Below are 16,917 nucleotides of genomic sequence, written 5' to 3' on the forward strand. Positions count from 1 at the left end.
AGATGTCAAGTCAAGTGTTTAAGTTACTCAGCATTTAGATTTTCTTAGTGTCGCCTACCGAGGCTCGGCTATGTCAGATCAGGCTTTACCGTCTATTCCAGGCTATATTCTGACCACAAAACTCTATGCAGGCAGTGGCACCGTCGTTTATCAGGCCGTCAGAGAGAATCATATTGTCAAACCTCTCGCTTTCGTCCCCTGGCACCACAACTATGCCCTGATAATGGCAGATGTGGGCGCTATCTCCCTACGGGACTATATACAGAACCACGGTCACCTTCTGAACCAGTATCGGATACTACACAAGGACATCAACCCGGCCAACATCCTCATCCATCCCAATACCCACCAAATCTGGCTAACCGACTACAACTGCGAACTCGAACGGCAAGTAGAAGAACGCACCCGAGCACTGCAGGCAAGTGAAAAACGGTTGCGGCTTGCTATGCGTGCGGCCAACCAAGGCTTTTATGATCTGAATCTACAGACGGATGAAGCCATTGTCAGTCCAGACTATGCCTTGATGTTGGGATATGATCCAGCGACTTTCTGCGAAACCGAGGCAAATTGGCAGTCACGTTTGCACCCAGATGATCGAGAACGGGTGAATCAAGCTTACTTGACCTATAAAATCGGTCAAACTCCCCAGTACAGAGCTGAATTTCGGATGCAGACTCGGCAAGGAAACTGGAAATGGATTCTCACCATGGGACAGTTCATGGAATGGGATGAAACTGGAGAACCGACAAGACTGCTGGGCACCCATACAGACATTAGCGATCGCAAGTTCACTGAAATTCAATTGGCAGCGCAGAATGCGCTTCTAGCAAACATTGCCCAAGGTCAGCCCCTATTGGACGTGCTGAATGCTTTGATTTATCACATAGAACATAGTTTGGAGACAGTGCTCTGTTCTGTCTTATTGCTCGATAAAGAAAATCGACTTCGTCACACAACGGCCCCGAGCTTACCCACTGCTTATAACCAGGCAATTGATGGCGTGTTAGTTGGTGAAGGTGTGGGGTCTTGTGGGACAGCAGCCTTTCGTAATCAAACAGTTATTGTGGCCGATATCGCCACTGACCCCCTATGGTCTGCTTACAGAGACTTGGCATTAACCCATGGTCTCAGAGCTAGCTGGTCAAGCCCAATTCAGGCCCGTGGTGGCCAGGTTTTAGGGACATTGGCAATGTATTACAAACAGGTGAGATCACCGCAAACCCATGAATTAAAAATGATTACGCAGATGGCCCATATTGCAGGTATTGCCATCGAACGTCACCAAGCAGACGCTCAACTGCGCCAAAGCGAAGCCACTCTACTCAAAGCACAACAGGTCGCTCACGTCGGTAACTGGGAGTTTGACATCGCTAGCCAAGCTATCACCTGGTCACCAGAAATGTTCCGCATCTATGGGTTAGAGCCAACCGCATCAGCGCCGTCCTATCCAGACTATCTACAAATGCTTCCGGCTGAGACTCGCCTGCAATTACAGAGTTATGTCGAACGGGCACTCGCTGAAGGCACCCCGTATACAATTGAATACAGTCGAACTCGATCCGATGGGTCGCTGAGCCATCACGAGTATCGTGCCGAGGTAGAACAAGACGAACAGGGACAGGCAATTCGTTTACTTGGTACGGTCCTTGACATCACTGACCTTAAACAAGCTGAACTGGCCCTACAAAATCTGGTTACGGGAACAGCCGCAACCATTGGTAAGGATTTCTTCCCAGCCCTGGTTCATCACATCAGTGTAGCCCTCGACGTTCCCATCGCCTTAATCACTCAATTTGTGGATCAAGAGCTGCAAAGTCTGGCCTTTATTGTTGACGGTGAACCGCAACCGAATTTTGCCTACGATCTTCCAGAAACCCCCTGTCGTGATCTTGTTGTTAACTATTCCTACCATTGTCCCAGTGGTGTTTCTGAGCATTTTCCCAATAACCCTATGCGAGAGAAAGCCGTTGAGAGCTATCTAGGGGTAGCCCTGCGCGATCGCCAAGGTCAAGTACTAGGAAGTTTGTGCATCTTTGACCGACAACCTTTGCAGGATCCCAAACGAGCCAAACAAATTTTAGAAGTCTTTAGTGGCCGAGTTTCAGCTGAACTAGAACGCCAGCGTGCAGAAAATGCCCTCCAAAATCTGATTGAAGGTACGGCGGCATTAACCGGTCCTGACTTTTTCCCAGCCCTGGTTCAACACATTGCCACCGCTTTGAATGCATCCCATGCATGTGTTACCGAAATTGTTGAAGGCAATCAATTGCGCTATTTGGCCGCTTGGGGGGATGGCCAGCATCTACCGAACGAGATTGTTGAGGTCGAAGGTACCACCTGTGGAGTTACCCTTAGGGCAGGGGTGTATCACTGTGAGAGAGAGGTCATAGCTTGCTTTCCTCAAAATCCTAGACTGGTGTCGATGGCGGTAGAAAGTTACATGGGTGTGGCGCTACAAAATCGTCAAGGTCAAGCACTTGGAACACTCTGCATTTTTTCACGCCAGTCCATAGTCAACCCGGAACACTCCCAGGAAATTCTACGAGTGTTTGCGGATCGGGCTGCTGCTGAGCTTGAGCGACTAAGAGCGCAAACAGCCTTAGAACAACTTAATCAAAAGCTGGAACAGCGTGTAGAGCAACGTACCCAAGAATTAGCACGTTCTGAACAGGACTTACGCACCATCTTTAACAATGTCTACGATGGCATCATGATTCACGATTTAGAGGGTACCGTCCTTGACGTTAACGACCGATATGTGGAGATGCTGGGAGCGACGCGAGAGCAAGTTTTGGCTGCCAGCATCGCTGATTTTATAGCCCCAGAGGCTCCTATCGAGCAGATTTCGGAAATAACTCAACAGGTGGCAAAGGGTAAAGATCTGAGGGTGAAATGGAAGGCCCGTCGATGGGATAATGACACTACGTTTGATGTGGACGTGTCCTTAAAGAAATTAATGTTAGGTAACCGTCCGGTCATTATCGCATGTGCCCGTGATATCAGCGATCGCCAACGTGCTGAAAGCGCCTTACATTTAAGTGAAGCCCGTGCTCATGCAGCCTTTGAGCAGGCCGCTGTAGGCATTGCTGAAAGCAACTTAACCGATGGTAAAATCACCCGCACCAATAATTATTTTTGTCAAATGACCGGCTATACAGCCCAAGAGCTTGAGTCTTTGACAGCGGCTGATTTAACCTATTTTGAAGATCTAAACGACTCACAACAACAAATAAAACAACTCTTCACAGGCGCAATTGATAGTTTCACCCTTGAAAAGCGTTATATCCGTAAAGATGGCTCCTACTTTTGGGCGACCACAGCCGTTACCCTGATCCAAAACCCAGCAGAAGACTCCCCTCGCTGTTTAGCAGTTATTCAGGACATTAGCGATCGCAAAGCCGCTGAAACCCAACTCCAACGCACCAATGCAGAACTGGTCCGCGCCACCCGTCTCAAGGATGAGTTTTTAGCCAATATGAGCCATGAACTGCGCACCCCGCTTAACGCTATTCTGGGATTGTCTGAAGCGTTGCAAGAGAAAGTCTTCGGTCCCTTGACCGAGCAGCAACTCAAATACCTGAAAACCATTGAACACAGCGGCACCCATTTACTAAACCTGATCAACGATATTCTCGATGTCGCCAAAATTGAAGCAGGACAACTCGACCTAGAGTTAAGTGTCACCAACATTGAAAGTCTGTGTGAATCTAGTCTGGCACTCGTTAAACAACAAGCACTCAAAAAACGCATTTCCCTCACAACAACGATCCCTCCCAACTCCCCCACACTGGCTATTGATGCACGACGCATCCTGCAGAGTCTAGTGAACCTACTCAATAACGCCATTAAGTTCACCCCTGAAGAGGGATGTGTGGCCTTAGCGGTACGTTATCATCACCAGGACGATCCGTCGAAACCATCTCACTTGCAAAAAACATCTGAGGTTATGCAACCCTCCCATGCATGGAGTTGGGAATCTGGCCCCCTCACCGCTAGACACTACCTCAAACTCAGTGTGGCGGATACGGGCATTGGTATTGCTCAAAAACATATCACTAAACTCTTCAAACCCTTTTCCCAAATTGATAGCACCCTCAATCGAAAATATACGGGCACCGGTTTAGGCTTAGTTTTAGTCAAACAAATGGCCGAGTTGCACGGGGGAACCGTTAGTTTAACCAGCGAAGTTGGCGTGGGTAGCTGTTTTAGTATTAATCTCCCCTATGAGTCTGTTGCCCCCCTGATTGAACCTGGCCAATCACCTCATCAGATCAGCCCGCTAAGCCTGCCTGTCTCTGGTCAACAAGACAACTCACCCCTGATCCTATTGGCGGAAGACAATCAAGACACCATTAGTTTAATGGTGTCCTACTTAGAGACCATCGGCTATCGACTGATGGTGGCTAACAATGGTCTAGACGCCCTTGAATTAGCCCATACACATCATCCTGATTTAATTTTGATGGATATCCAAATGCCAGACTTAGATGGTCTCAAATCGATTCAGCGGATTCGTCATCAAGATTCAACCCTCAAATCCGTTCCCATTATTGTCCTAACCGCCCTGGTCATGGCGGGAGATCAAGAGCGTTGTCTAGCAGCTGGTGCGAACGAGTACCTCGGTAAACCCGTCAAGCTCAAACAACTAGCCCTGACCATTCAAAAATTGTTAGTTCAATAAGGTGGTCATTGCATGAAAATACCGATTATTCTTGTTGTGGATGATGAGCCCAATAACTTTGAGGTAATTGAGGCACTGTTGGCAACCGAAAATTACGAATTACAGTCTGCAACCAGTGGTAAAGAGGCCCTTGGGATCCTTCCTTCTGTGCAACCGGATCTGATTCTCCTGGATATTGCAATGCCTGAGATGGATGGCCTAGCGGTCTGTCAAAAGATAAAAGCAATGCCCCAGTGGCAATCTATTCCCATCATCATCGTGACGGCTGTGACAGGCAAGCTGGTTTTAGCCAAATGTTTAGAGACTGGCGCAGATGATTTTATTAGTAAGCCCGTTAGTGGGTTAGAACTTCGAGCGCGTGTGCGTTCAATGCTGCGTATTCGCCAACAACATCAGCAATTGTCCGCATTCAATACCCACCTGGAAGCAACCGTACAGGAACGAACAGAGCAGTTACAAACCATGATTGCTCAAGATAGCTTAACCAAGTTACCTAGCCGAACCAATCTCCTGGAAAAATTAGCCGAATGTTTGGATAGGAAAGACTCAACCTTGGCCGTTATTATTCTCGACTGCGATCAGTTCCACTTGGTGAATGGTTCGTTTGGCCATGTGTTTGGGGATAAACTTCTAGTTGCGATCGCCCAACGATTACTAAAAAAGATTCGCCCCAGCCATATCCTTGCACGTCTTGGTGAAGATGAATTTTGCTGGGTTGTCAATCCAATTTCTGAGGCTAATGCCACCGCCATTGATTCAGTGATCCAAACAATTAGTAACAGTTTCCATCAGCCGTTTCTGGTGGAAGGGTGTGAAATTTATATGACCGCCAGTGTGGGGATTGCCTTTAGTCAGGAACCCTGTCAAACAGCGGCACAACTGCTCCAGGCTGCCGATACTGCCATGTATCAAGCCAAGCTTAGAGGTAAGGGAAGTGTTCAAATATTTTCCCCGCAGATGCATGTTCAAATCCATGATCGATTGACTCTAGAAGCAGATCTCCAACGAGCATTGAATAATCAAGAGTTCACGGCATTTTATCAGCCCATTATTCACCTTGAAACTTTGAAGATAGTTGGTTTTGAAGCGTTAATTCGTTGGCAGCATCCTGAGAAAGGCATTCTGCCACCGGGTCTCTTTATCCCATCCATAGAGGCCTCAGGTTTAATTGAACCTGTGGGAATTTTAATCTTCCAAAAAGCTTGTCAGCAACTGCAAGTTTGGCAGCAACGGGGGTGGCCAGAGCTAACCATGAGTATTAATGTCTCACCCCGACAATTCAACTCTCCAAATTTATTAGATAGTATTGATCAAGTGTTGGCTGAAACCCAGGTAAATCCAGCCTGTTTGAAGCTTGAAATCACGGAAAGTGCCATCATGGGAAGTATTGATAATGCGACTGCTCTGACAAAAGAGTTGCAAGCTCGACAGATGCAAGTGAGCATTGACGACTTCGGTACAGGGTATTCATCTTTGAAATATTTAAACTGCTTTTTAGTCAATAATCTCAAAATTGATCGTTCCTTTATCAAGGAATTTACCTCAGAAAGGAATCATTATCCAATTGTGAACACAATTGTAGCGCTTGCTCAAGAATTAGGGTTATCGATTATTGCAGAGGGGATTGAAACACAACAACAGCTTTTATGGCTCCAGAACTTAAAGTGTGACTTTGGACAGGGCTATTTTTTCTCTAAACCACTGCCAGCCAGTGAAATAGAAAAAGTGTACTTAAATCGGGACAGCGATTAAATAAGTCCCAGCGTTGCTGAGCCTCGGGAGGGTTTAACCTAAGAAAAAGCTGGTGTAAAGCCAGCTTACCAGATCGATATCAATGACCCGATAACCGCATAACATAATCATCAAACTCCTTGATATACACCTCCAACGGAGCATGCAATAAACCTGATTTATCCGAACCAAAATTCGCACCTGCCTGCATCCGCTCAACCATTCCCTTATCTTCAATGGTCGCTATTTCAATCACATTGACAATCTCTTTCACAAACTTATCAGGATCAGGTATTGTCTGCATCGCATGGTGAGAGAAAGAAACTCCCCAACGAGCATTCGTCTGGTCAACAGATTTGGGTTCAAGGGCCATCCACCAAACAAAATTTGGTTCAACCGCAACTAAACCATTCGGGAAAACACCCGCCACATAAAACCGTCTATGTTCATTTTCATCTAGCTGGGGGTTATAAATAGCTGGCTGATGTTCATGGGTATACGAATTACTGTGAATCGTAAAATTGGGATCGCCAGTCGGGCCATATTCAACTAACTTGGTTGGGTTAGCAGGGCCAATAGACTTCGTATGGGTGTAAGTGGTGTGATAACTCTCAATAAAGTTGTGGTAGATCAGCTTCCAGTTAGCATTCCACTGTTCCTCATGTACCACATGCCGATCTTCATAACGATCTAGCTCAAAATTCTTAAGTATATAGCTAAGATTTTTCAACCGCTCAGACACTGGCAGCAAGTCTTGTCGTAGAGCAACAAAAACGTAACCAAGATACTCTTCTGTCGCCAGGGTTTCCAAGGAAAGTCCATCAATGTCGCCCGCCCTAAACCCTTCCCGCTCAGGCACACCGACTAACTCACCATCTAATTTATAAACCCAGCAATGGTAAGGGCACACAATACTTTTTGTGGACCCACAGCCCTCTAACAGTTTGACGTAACGGTGTAAACAGTAGTTTGCCATCGTCCGAAGGTCACCATCTTGCTGACGCATGACAATAATAGGCCGTGACCCTAAGGATGCCGTCATATAGTCCCCGGGATTGGGAATCGCCCCCGAACGCCCTACCATCACCCAATCGTTATCAAAAATGCTGGTCATCTCATGGGCAAACAGATCAAGATCCGTGAAAGTCTTTTGCTGACGTGCCAGCATCCGACTTGGAATGTTGGGGGCCAGGGACTGATTTAATGTGTAGTTGAACTGTTTAGAAGGGCTCATAATGTATCGCTTCTTTTCCCGTAGTACCGTCTGTGCACAAAGAATATCAAACGAACCAAATGCTGCGATAGTGACTATACGGGGACTGCATACAAATAAAGCCCCTGGTTGGGGCTTTAGATAGGTGGATAAAAAGCAATAACAGGCCTAATCCTTCGTTGAGAGGCCCCCAGCCATAGGAATTAAAATGAAGCGATTCATCAATCGCCGCACCGCCTGGGTATAGCCCTGTTCGAGTTCCATTGCGGGCATCCCATGATCATCCAACACAGTCTGAAGCCGATCATAGGCCTGGGGCAGCTGATTAAATGGAATCGATGGAAAGGCATGGTGTACAGCATGGTAGTTGAGACCTCCCACTAACCAACTAAACCAGTGGCTCGTCTGTAAATTTCGAGAAGAATATAGTTGCGTCAGTTGATGACCGCCCACTTGCTGCCATAAACCATAGTGTTCTAAATGTGCTCGTGTTTGGGCAATCACGCCAACAACTCGTTCTAGGCAAAGCCAAAATAACAAATAACGCCAAATACTCGTGTGGGAAAGAATAACAACCGCAATTAAACAAGCCTGAACAATTCCTATGCCCAAAAAATCAGCAAATAACTGAAATCTCAATCGGGGTAATAAATCCTGACATCTGCGGCCACCCATGAGGGTTTTAAGGATGATTCCTAAACCACCCAAAATCAGAATATCTATCAGCCACTGGTGGCGCATGTACCACTGTACGAAGGGCGATGCATCCTGATATTCCTGGGTAGTCCATTGAATGCGCTCTGGGTCGCGTAAATCTAGACCATTCCAACCGTGGTGTAACCGATGCAGCTCTGCATAAACACCGACGGGCCAGAGCATCGGCCAAGATATGATTCGTGCCAGCGTCTCTTCCACAACAGGCCAGTCTAGAAGTGTATGGTGAATCGCGTCATGGGTACAGATCAGCCAGAAGGCATAAAACACACCTGCGACAACAGTCCATCCCCAGAAACTGAGGCCAGCAGCATGGGTCCAGGCCAAGGTTATACAGCCTATTACAGCAACTCCCAATACACCAAAGCGTAAGCACCCTACCCAGAAATTGACGGCCTGCAAATCGGTAACGGCTGCTTGTAGAGCCTTGTTGGAAACTGTCGGTCGCAAACAGGCCTCTGTCATAGTGATATGTTTTTGATTGGGTAGACTCACCATTGTACCTAGCCCCATTACTATTGACGCTTGGCAACAACAAACCATGGGGCCATTGGCTTGAATGAATAGCCCATGGCGCTGATGGTTTTGCCTATCTTACTAATGTAACGGTAAAAAATGAAGAAATTATGAGGTTTAGTGGGAACACAAAGACCCTAAAAATTAGAGGGATGAGGTCTGAGATTTTGCCATAGTCCATACTTTGCTGCCATCTCAGGAGAAAGATCTGGAAGCTTTTGCAGCAAGCTATGCCAAGTTTGGTAATTATTTAAAGCGTCTACAACCACTGCCAACGGGGCTGGCAGAATCGCAGGAAAATCAGTCTCTTCTGTTAATCGCGGGCTAAAGGCGAGTTTTTCCTGAGGGGGCATAAACCTTGCATCTATCCCCCCACGGTTTCCCCTCGGGTCAATGCGATACCAGCCGATTTCAGGTAAATAAACGGCATTTAACCCGTGGAGACAATAGGGTGCACCCTGATCATTGACACTTAGGCGTTGATAACAAAAGCCAGTCGGAATGGCATTAGCCCGCAGCAGGGCAGCGAGCAGATGGCTTTTGGCATAACAATAACCCGTCCGATGCCGCAGCACATCGGACGCGCGACAGGTCACCGGGTTTAACTGATAGTCAAAACTGTGACGAATTTCATCCCGCACCCATTGAAAGCAGACCTGGGCAATTTCCGTCGGTTTTCCATGGCCTTTTGCGAGAAAAGCGGCCAGCTCCACAATGGACGGGTGTTGCCAATCAATAATGTTGGAGGTCTGTAAATAGGCGGTTATCGCTGGTTGATCACTCATCTCGACCTAGCCCTTAAAACAGTACATCTTAAGGATGGTAACGGAGATATTAGATAGCTTAAATCAGCCGCTTTGAACTCATCCATCAAATGAGTTAATGGGGTCTGCCCATGAACATGAGCTTGCCCTACAAAAAATTGGCGGAGCTGGTTAACTCACTAATCGCATGGCCTGAGGCGTGCCAAAGCTCGATTGAGAATTCATACCAAAGGCGCGTTGGATATTGTCCATGGTCATCACTGCATGGGGGCGATCGTTGGCCAGCAGTTGCCGATTGAGTAATAGCAATCGATCATAGCGATAAAGATCATCACCCCATTCATGGCTACATACCAGTATTGTTTTTCGTTGGGCACTGAGTTCGGCAAAAATATCGACCATCACGGCCTCAGTCTTCTTATCAATGCCAGTGAATGGTTCATCGAGCAAAAAGAGTTCTGCCTGCTGAGCTAAGGCACGGGCCAGAAATACACGCTGCTGCTGCCCGCCGGAAAGCTGACCAATGGGACGATCTTTGAGAGATAGCATATCTACACGATCAAGGGCTTCACTGGTCATCCGCTTAGCATCAACGCCAGGGCGACGACCCCATCCTAAGGCTCTAGTCTGGGCCATCATCACAACATTCCAGACAGTCACAGGATAGTCCCAATCAATTTGCGATCGCTGCGGTACATAGGCCACCCGTCGCCGCTGTCGTCGCAGAGGTCCACCACAAAATAGCACCCGTCCCTGGCAGGGGGTTAGCCCCAAAATGGCTTTGATTAGAGTGCTTTTACCTGCTCCATTGGGGCCAATTAACCCCACCAGCTCCCCCGGTTGCAAATGCAATGTAATTGCATCCAATGCCGAAACGCCCCGATAGTTAACGGACAGGTTTTCAACCTCTAGCATGGGTAGAAATGATAATCGTTATCGTATGGCAATCGCAACTATAGCAAATTTTTGAGGGCATGCCATGGTAGAGGTTGATTTATTCCTTTAGATATTGGTAGATATCGGGTAAATCAACTAGAAAATGCATAGGATGGCACCCCCAACGCATTGCCCAGTAAACCTAAACGGTAAAGGTTGGCCAACGGTTCCTGAAATGAATTAGCGTTAATTCCTAGAAAATAACGGCTGCGAACATTTGCCAATATCTCTAAGGGCAAATGCCCTGCCACGTTAGATAATTCTGGTTCCGGTGACCACAGGGGGCTGTGGCAGATAATCTCTTGAGCCGAAAAAATCAAGTCATCCAGGGTATTAATTTGCAAAATCGTCGTAATATCAGATGCCGTAGCTCCATAGCCGTAGGCAAAGGCAGCAGCCAGGGCAATGTTGAGGAAGCCATGCATTTCTACGGAATTGCCATCGGGTAGCAGTTGCCAGCTGCGTAAGGGCTGATGTAGACCACCAGTCGCCTTCAAGGGAATCTGCCCATTGGCACAGGTTACTAGCAAATGGGCTAATGTATCAATGCTGGGACAATCGGCAGCAGTTGGCCCACCCATGCGCACCTTAATGGCCGCGCGGCTACCTTGCAATACTGTCAAATAGTCGGGTAGGGTCGCATCCAGGGGTACCTCAAAAAAGAGATCGCTGTGGGGTGGCAGATGGGGAAGCAGGGGTGCGATCGCATCTGCCCCTGCCAGCTTAAATTCAAGGGCTGAAATCGTAAACCGGTTTTGTTTTTTTAGCCATGGCGCTAAATTCTCTAGCGCTTGCGCCGAAGGCTCTAAGATGACGCTCAGTGGCCAAAAGGCTGCTGCGTATTGTTGCTCTAATTCATCTAAACAGTTTTCAAACTGAGATAATTGAGATAAACATAAGACAAACCGTCCCAGCATCCAACGATGGGAACTGTCGCTATATCGCTCATAGGCAGTGATGGCTGCTGCCATACCTAGGCTCGTAGAAGAAAGCAACCCTGCATAGTCAATCAATGTTGAGAGCAGTAATCGAAGGGAAGGAGCAGTCATCTTAAATTAATGAACAACCAGAAAAATAAATTTAATGACTTGTAACAAGTTTTCAGAGGGCGATATTCAGAAAGAAAAATCTTGAACAAACTAGTTTCATTATAGTCTCTCCCATCAAGATGAGGTATCGATATATGATCTGGACAAGAAATCATGAAGAGATTGCCATCAATGTCTGAAGGCACTGATGGCAATCCACTGTAATGTCGATACCAACTCAGCTTGAATTGTTGTTAGAGATAGTTTGTTATGGCCTCGCTCCTTATCAATTCTCAAGCCTTGAGATATTGATCGTTGTCGCTTCATTCCCTAAATCAGCAATGAAGCAATGACAAAGAGGTATTCTCTGATCGAATCTTCCTACCATGGAGATGGCATAGAAATGGTCCAAAAAATCGGGTATCAATTTAAGGTGTTGTTTTGGCGCTTAGAAACCCAAAAACGGTGGGTCAATATTCCCTGGCTAGGGCTAAATAGCAATGTCAATAAAAAACAGCTAAATAGGGTCAATGTAATCGCTGGCCCCGACGGAATATCAAGGTAATAGCTCACATACATACCCACCAAGCTAGAAATCACACCTAAGCCTGAACCGACCATCATCATCCAGTGAAGTTCAGTCGTTAATAAAGAGGCGGCTGCCGCCGGGCTAATCATTAAGGCCATCACCAAAATAACTCCCACCGCCTTCATGCCAGCCACAATCGCCAGGGTAATCAGGGTCATCAATCCCACATTGATCCGGGTAACCGGCAGACCACTCGCCTCTGCCCCTAACGGATCAAAGGTAAAGAATAAGAGTTCTTTATAGAAAATTTTGACAGCAACTAGAATGATGACGGTAATCCAGCCAATCTGCCAGACATCACCCATTGAAATACTCAGGATATCGCCAAACAGAAGCCCTTCAAGGCCGATACGACTGCGTAGGATCGTCAGCAGGGTAATGCCCAACGCAAAAAAGCTGGAAAAGGTAATGGCCATGGCCGTATCTACCTTGACCTTGGATTGAGCCTGAATCCAGGTGGTCACAAACGTGCTGATAATGCCAGAGATAAAGGCTCCCAGCAGAAGGGGGATGGTCAGGAAATTTGCGATCGCAAGCCCTGGCAGTACCGCATGGGCAACCACATCCCCCAACAAGGCCATCCGCTGCACAATTAAATAGGTACCGACGACTGGGCAAAGAATTCCGATGAGCACACCAGCCAGTAGTGCCTGACGCATAAAATCATAATTCAGCGGATCAAATAGCCAATCCATAATGGACCTCAAAACTGCACCATATCAACCACACTAATCCCTTATTCGTGACTATAATGTCTGTGAAGCTGCCCTGACCTATATCAAAGGGATATACAGCAAACCCTGTAAACATTAAGCAACCAAAATCAAGCAACCAAATTTGGGTTTTCTAAGGGACATCTACCACTACAGTGCCCAACAGTGCCCACGTCCTTAGAAAGGTCCGCCATGACACCTCAAATTTGAGGATTCTATCGAGCAAATCCCAACGGTTAGTCGGTTTCATAGACTGGTTCCTACTCTAAATCAGCAACAGCAAAATTTATCTGTGGAGACGTCTATTTTCTCTACTGATATGCATTAAGAACACCAGGATCTAGTAGATAGCCTGGCAATTTTGTCTACAAAAATCCTACTCTTCTGCAACGCAAGCCTGTTCACAATCATCTAGGACTTAGCCATTGTATGTTTTTTTATATACTTGTCGCCATCTTGTCAGGGCTTGAGACCTCAGCCTATCCCCACATCAGTCACCCTACAGAAATTGTCAGTTCCGTCACAATCGCTGACAATAGCACCGCCAGATCATCCACCACTATTGACATCACTAACCTTCCTCCGGAAGTTTTTGAAGCCAATCCAGGGCTTGATAATGCTGTTGCTAATGACGGTCGAGATGACTCCACAACAATTCAGGCAGCCATTAACTGGCTTACGGCAGAAAGTAGAGCCGATACCACGGCCACACTTTACATTCCTGAAGGTGTTTTTGACCTGGCCAAAACCCTTAACGTCAACAGGGCCAATATCGTATTTAAGGGGGCCGGTCGTGGACGCACAGTTTTACAAAATAGAAGCTCATTTAAGGTGGGTACCCAAGGACTACCCGATGGCGAAACAGTTTTTGATTCCATTGATCAAAATGCCTATTTGTTTAGTCTCAAGAAAACCGCTAATAATGTCTCCTTTACAAATATGACCTTAACCGGGCCAGAGATTCATGGTGCAATTTTTAGTGGGCGTAATCAAGGCCTGGTGCTCAAGAACCTGGAGTTCAAGGACTTTTTGTGGAGTTCCGTTAGACTGTTTCAGGTGAAGAATGCAACCATTCATGACAATATATTTATTGATGCGGGTGGCCAAGGGCATGGGGACAGTGGCATCACCAGCGGCTCGATTTTTGCAACGTATCTCAAAGACTCCGAAATTTACAACAATGACATTTCTAAAAGTGGCCAGCGCAACATCAATGTATATGGCATCAAAGGCCGACAGTTTAGAAATGTAAGAATCTCCAACAACAGCATCAAAACAGACTTTTCCATTGAGCTGCCATTTGAAAACGATCGTTTTGTTGAAATTGATCACAATTATCTCAGTGGCACCATTTCAATCCCAAAGTTTGGCGGGGGCAACATCCCTGAGGATGGCTTCACATTTCACATTCACCATAACTACTTCACTAGCTCCTATTCCTTAGAATGGGCTCGCAATGGTGCTGAGATCAACAATAATGTTTTTGTTTTTGACACTGGCAAAGATCATGGCAATTTAATTTCAAACTTTGGTGAAGAACCCGCCAACGGTCCCACAAAATTCCATAACAATCTGATTGTGAACCCGGGTAGGGGGGTGGTTTGGCATAAAGGCATCTATAACAACTTTTCGTTTTACAATAACGAGGTGATCGCCAATCAAACTGAAACCCCCAGAAAAGCGGGCTTATTTGGTTTCCATAAAAAGACAGACTTCAGCACCATTGAGATTAAAGACAACCTCATTCGGGTCAACGGCATCTCGCGTCCGCTCATGCGTAACCAAGACAGTTATCGTGCTGTCATTGAGAACAATAAACTGATCAATATTGCCGATGTGAATGATTTTAATAACCCTGAGACAGGGTCACCCCAAGGTCTGCTCGAACCCTTGAACTTCAGGGTAGGCGTCAATGGGGAGTTCACAGTGAATGGAACGGAGTTGAGTGCTACCCACAGTGAGACAACCACGGCCATGTCTCAGGACGACCCTGGGATGCCAGGATCCCCCAGAGGGAGGCAATGGTCCCCCAGGCAGTTCGTTGCATCGTGGCTGAAGTGGGTGGGTGCCATGGTCACAGGCTAGGTCACGCTTTGCGGCCTAGCCATCCACTACATTTAACCGGATGTTTGCCGTTAGGGTGCTCTGACCCAAATAGCCGGACTGTAGTCTGCCGGTGATGGGAGCGGCCTGGGTCGGTTCCACTGCGGCTGCTAGGGCAATATGACCATCGGCAACGGCCAAACCCAGGGTCGGGTCAAAGCCCCGCCAGCCACCGCCGGGTATGTACACCTCAGGCCAAGCGTGTAACTCATGGGTCGTTTGGTCAGCATCGCCCCGTTGATAACCGCTGACAAATCTTGCCGCCAGCCCCACCGCTCGACAGGCAGCCATAAAGAGCACGGCAAAATCGCGGCAAGACCCTCGCTGTTTGGCCAGCACCACACCCGCTGGCCAGGGTGGGCCATGGTGGCGGGTTTCATAGGTACAGGTTTGGTAAATGGTTTGGGTAAGACCGGTCAAAAATAGGCCCACATTGCCGTCCACCTGATGCAGCTGCTGTTGAGCCCAGTCAATCACAGCTGGGCTATGGGTACAGGGGGATGTCAGATAAGGGGCAACTAGACGCTGCACAGACTGGGGATAATCTAGGGGAGCCGTCATTGCCCAGTCTGGAGAAAGATAGTCAAAGGGATTAGACCGCAGGGTTTCTACATCACATTGACTGGTGATGGTCAAGGTGGCGATAGGGGTATCGACAAACTGTACCTGGCGACAAACATTGCCCTCTAAATCAAGCCAGTCAGTAGATTTGTCAGGTGTAGGGGCAACCTTACAGGTGAATTGATGCAGACGTTGACTACCGTCTACCCGTGGTTGCAGCCGCAATAGATGCAGTCCTAGCTGTACAGGTTCAACATAGTGATATTGAGTTTGATGGACAATGCGATAGCGCACAGCGGGTTTTAGGGTGAGCGTTGGTTAAGGGCTAATGGGTTTTTAACCAGGGTTATCAACACACCATTGTAGGGGCCTTACATATAACGTCCCTACAATGGTCTATCCCCATTAAGCCAAGACCGAGACCCCAAAAAAATTTTCGGTAATGGCACTACCCACATGGTTCAGGTCATCCTGGAGATGATCCAAAAATTCGTGGAGCCCGGTTTGGAAAATCTCATCTAGGGTGATGTATTCGAGGTGCGATCGCAACTTGCCCAAACGCCGCTCACTACTGAGCCGCCAGGTACCTATGGGTGAGCCTGAGATTTTATTCAAAGACTGCTCAGCCTGTAAAATGCAACAGCGAATAGACCGGGGAAATTCGGGATGCAGCACCAAAAAGTCCACAACGCCTCTGGGATTAATGAGATGCTGACATTTGCGGTACATCTCGTAGGCACTGGCGGAGCGCAATAGGGCAATCCACTGGAGGTTATCTAAAGAGCTACCCACCGCCGCTATCGATGGCAGCAGAATAAAATACTTCACATCTAAAATCCGGGCTGTTTTATCCGCTCGTTCTAAAAATCGCCCCAATCGGCCAAAGTGCCAGCCCTCATTGTGGGACATGGTGGCATCCATCACCCCAGCAAAGAGGTGACTGGCAAGTTTCACCTCAGGGTAAAACGCATAGAGTTCAGCCACTTCATCGGACTTAGCCGCAGCTTCCACCATCAGGTAAAACTCATTTAGCTGTTCCCACATTTCCGATGAAATAATCTCTCGCACCGAACGGGCATTCTCCCTGGCCGATTTCACGCAGGCACGAATGGAATTAGGATAGTCCGCATCAAAGGTGAGAAACCTCAGCACATTTTCAGCCGTCGCTGCACCATAGCGCTCTTTAAAAATCTCCTGATCGCCCGTGGTTACCACCAGTGGCTCCCACTGTTGTAGCGTACCCATGGGGGTATCAAGCAACAGATTCAAGTTAACATCCACAAAACGGGACACATTTTCTGCCCGTTCCACATAGCGGTTAATCCAATAGATGGAATCAGCAACGCGACTTAGCATAGTTGTTTTTAA

General features: G+C 47.3%; 11 protein-coding genes. 3 read left to right on the forward strand and 8 right to left on the reverse strand.

Annotation, left to right across the window (positions count from 1 at the left end; all coding sequences use genetic code 11):
• Positions 1-70: 70 nt before the first annotated feature.
• Both U2F10_RS04865 and U2F10_RS04870 read left to right on the forward strand, forming a co-directional pair.
• The gene (locus tag U2F10_RS04865) at positions 71-4,681 is read left to right on the forward strand and encodes a PAS domain S-box protein (RefSeq protein ID WP_499871072.1); all 4,611 of its coding nucleotides are present in this window, start codon (positions 71-73) and stop codon (positions 4,679-4,681) included.
• A gap of 12 nt (positions 4,682-4,693) precedes the next feature.
• Positions 4,694-6,433 carry a two-component system response regulator gene (locus U2F10_RS04870; RefSeq protein ID WP_163699803.1) on the forward strand — a complete coding sequence of 580 codons (1,740 nt, stop codon included), beginning with the start codon at positions 4,694-4,696 and terminating at the stop codon, positions 6,431-6,433.
• Positions 6,434-6,512: 79 nt separating this feature from the next.
• Here U2F10_RS04870 and U2F10_RS04875 read toward each other — a convergent pair whose 3' ends face one another.
• The 6 genes from U2F10_RS04875 to U2F10_RS04900 form a co-directional block, all read right to left on the reverse strand.
• Positions 6,513-7,646 (reverse strand): aromatic ring-hydroxylating oxygenase subunit alpha, encoded by a 1,134-nt coding sequence (locus tag U2F10_RS04875; protein WP_499871074.1) that lies wholly within the window; start codon positions 7,644-7,646, stop codon positions 6,513-6,515.
• Between the two features lie 147 nt (positions 7,647-7,793).
• Positions 7,794-8,804 (reverse strand): fatty acid desaturase family protein, encoded by a 1,011-nt coding sequence (locus tag U2F10_RS04880; RefSeq protein WP_499871076.1) that lies wholly within the window; start codon positions 8,802-8,804, stop codon positions 7,794-7,796.
• Between the two features lie 188 nt (positions 8,805-8,992).
• Positions 8,993-9,640, reverse strand: a complete 648-nt coding sequence (locus tag U2F10_RS04885) for a transglutaminase-like domain-containing protein (RefSeq protein WP_163664462.1) — start codon at positions 9,638-9,640, stop codon at positions 8,993-8,995.
• A gap of 150 nt (positions 9,641-9,790) precedes the next feature.
• A complete protein-coding gene (locus tag U2F10_RS04890; RefSeq protein WP_163664464.1) occupies positions 9,791-10,534 on the reverse strand; it encodes a metal ABC transporter ATP-binding protein in 744 nt (247 codons plus the stop codon).
• Positions 10,535-10,647: 113 nt separating this feature from the next.
• Positions 10,648-11,604, reverse strand: a complete 957-nt coding sequence (locus U2F10_RS04895; protein WP_499871078.1) for a hypothetical protein — start codon at positions 11,602-11,604, stop codon at positions 10,648-10,650.
• A gap of 402 nt (positions 11,605-12,006) precedes the next feature.
• A complete protein-coding gene (locus tag U2F10_RS04900) occupies positions 12,007-12,867 on the reverse strand; it encodes a metal ABC transporter permease (protein WP_250564939.1) in 861 nt (286 codons plus the stop codon).
• A gap of 447 nt (positions 12,868-13,314) precedes the next feature.
• On the opposite strand from U2F10_RS04900, the gene U2F10_RS04905 reads away from it, so the two are divergent.
• On the forward strand, positions 13,315-14,970 hold the full coding sequence (locus U2F10_RS04905) for a right-handed parallel beta-helix repeat-containing protein (RefSeq protein ID WP_163664468.1): 1,656 nt from the start codon (positions 13,315-13,317) through the stop codon (positions 14,968-14,970).
• 15 nt (positions 14,971-14,985) lie between these two features.
• Here the strand turns inward: U2F10_RS04905 and U2F10_RS04910 are convergent, their stop codons facing one another.
• Both U2F10_RS04910 and U2F10_RS04915 read right to left on the reverse strand, forming a co-directional pair.
• Positions 14,986-15,843 carry a transglutaminase family protein gene (locus U2F10_RS04910; protein ID WP_499865867.1) on the reverse strand — a complete coding sequence of 286 codons (858 nt, stop codon included), beginning with the start codon at positions 15,841-15,843 and terminating at the stop codon, positions 14,986-14,988.
• A 111-nt stretch (positions 15,844-15,954) separates the two neighbouring features.
• Positions 15,955-16,905 (reverse strand): alpha-E domain-containing protein, encoded by a 951-nt coding sequence (locus tag U2F10_RS04915; protein WP_163664472.1) that lies wholly within the window; start codon positions 16,903-16,905, stop codon positions 15,955-15,957.
• Positions 16,906-16,917 lie beyond the last annotated feature (12 nt).

This window comes from Leptothoe sp. EHU-05/26/07-4 (assembly GCF_043421015.1).
Lineage (GTDB): Bacteria > Cyanobacteriota > Cyanobacteriia > Phormidesmidales > Phormidesmidaceae > Leptothoe > Leptothoe turfae.

What these genes read in the sequence shown, in the direction of transcription:
- U2F10_RS04915 (WP_163664472.1), bottom strand. Translation starts at nt 16,905, where the DNA reads ATGCTAAGTCGCGTTGCTGATTCCATCTATTGGATTAACCGCTATGTG.
- U2F10_RS04880 (WP_499871076.1), bottom strand. Translation starts at nt 8,804, where the DNA reads ATGACAGAGGCCTGTTTGCGACCGACAGTTTCCAACAAGGCTCTACAA.
- U2F10_RS04865 (WP_499871072.1), top strand. Translation starts at nt 71, where the DNA reads ATGTCAGATCAGGCTTTACCGTCTATTCCAGGCTATATTCTGACCACA.
- U2F10_RS04895 (WP_499871078.1), bottom strand. Translation starts at nt 11,604, where the DNA reads ATGACTGCTCCTTCCCTTCGATTACTGCTCTCAACATTGATTGACTAT.
- U2F10_RS04890 (WP_163664464.1), bottom strand. Translation starts at nt 10,534, where the DNA reads ATGCTAGAGGTTGAAAACCTGTCCGTTAACTATCGGGGCGTTTCGGCA.
- U2F10_RS04900 (WP_250564939.1), bottom strand. Translation starts at nt 12,867, where the DNA reads ATGGATTGGCTATTTGATCCGCTGAATTATGATTTTATGCGTCAGGCA.
- U2F10_RS04875 (WP_499871074.1), bottom strand. Translation starts at nt 7,646, where the DNA reads ATGAGCCCTTCTAAACAGTTCAACTACACATTAAATCAGTCCCTGGCC.
- U2F10_RS04870 (WP_163699803.1), top strand. Translation starts at nt 4,694, where the DNA reads ATGAAAATACCGATTATTCTTGTTGTGGATGATGAGCCCAATAACTTT.
- U2F10_RS04905 (WP_163664468.1), top strand. Translation starts at nt 13,315, where the DNA reads ATGTTTTTTTATATACTTGTCGCCATCTTGTCAGGGCTTGAGACCTCA.
- U2F10_RS04885 (WP_163664462.1), bottom strand. Translation starts at nt 9,640, where the DNA reads ATGAGTGATCAACCAGCGATAACCGCCTATTTACAGACCTCCAACATT.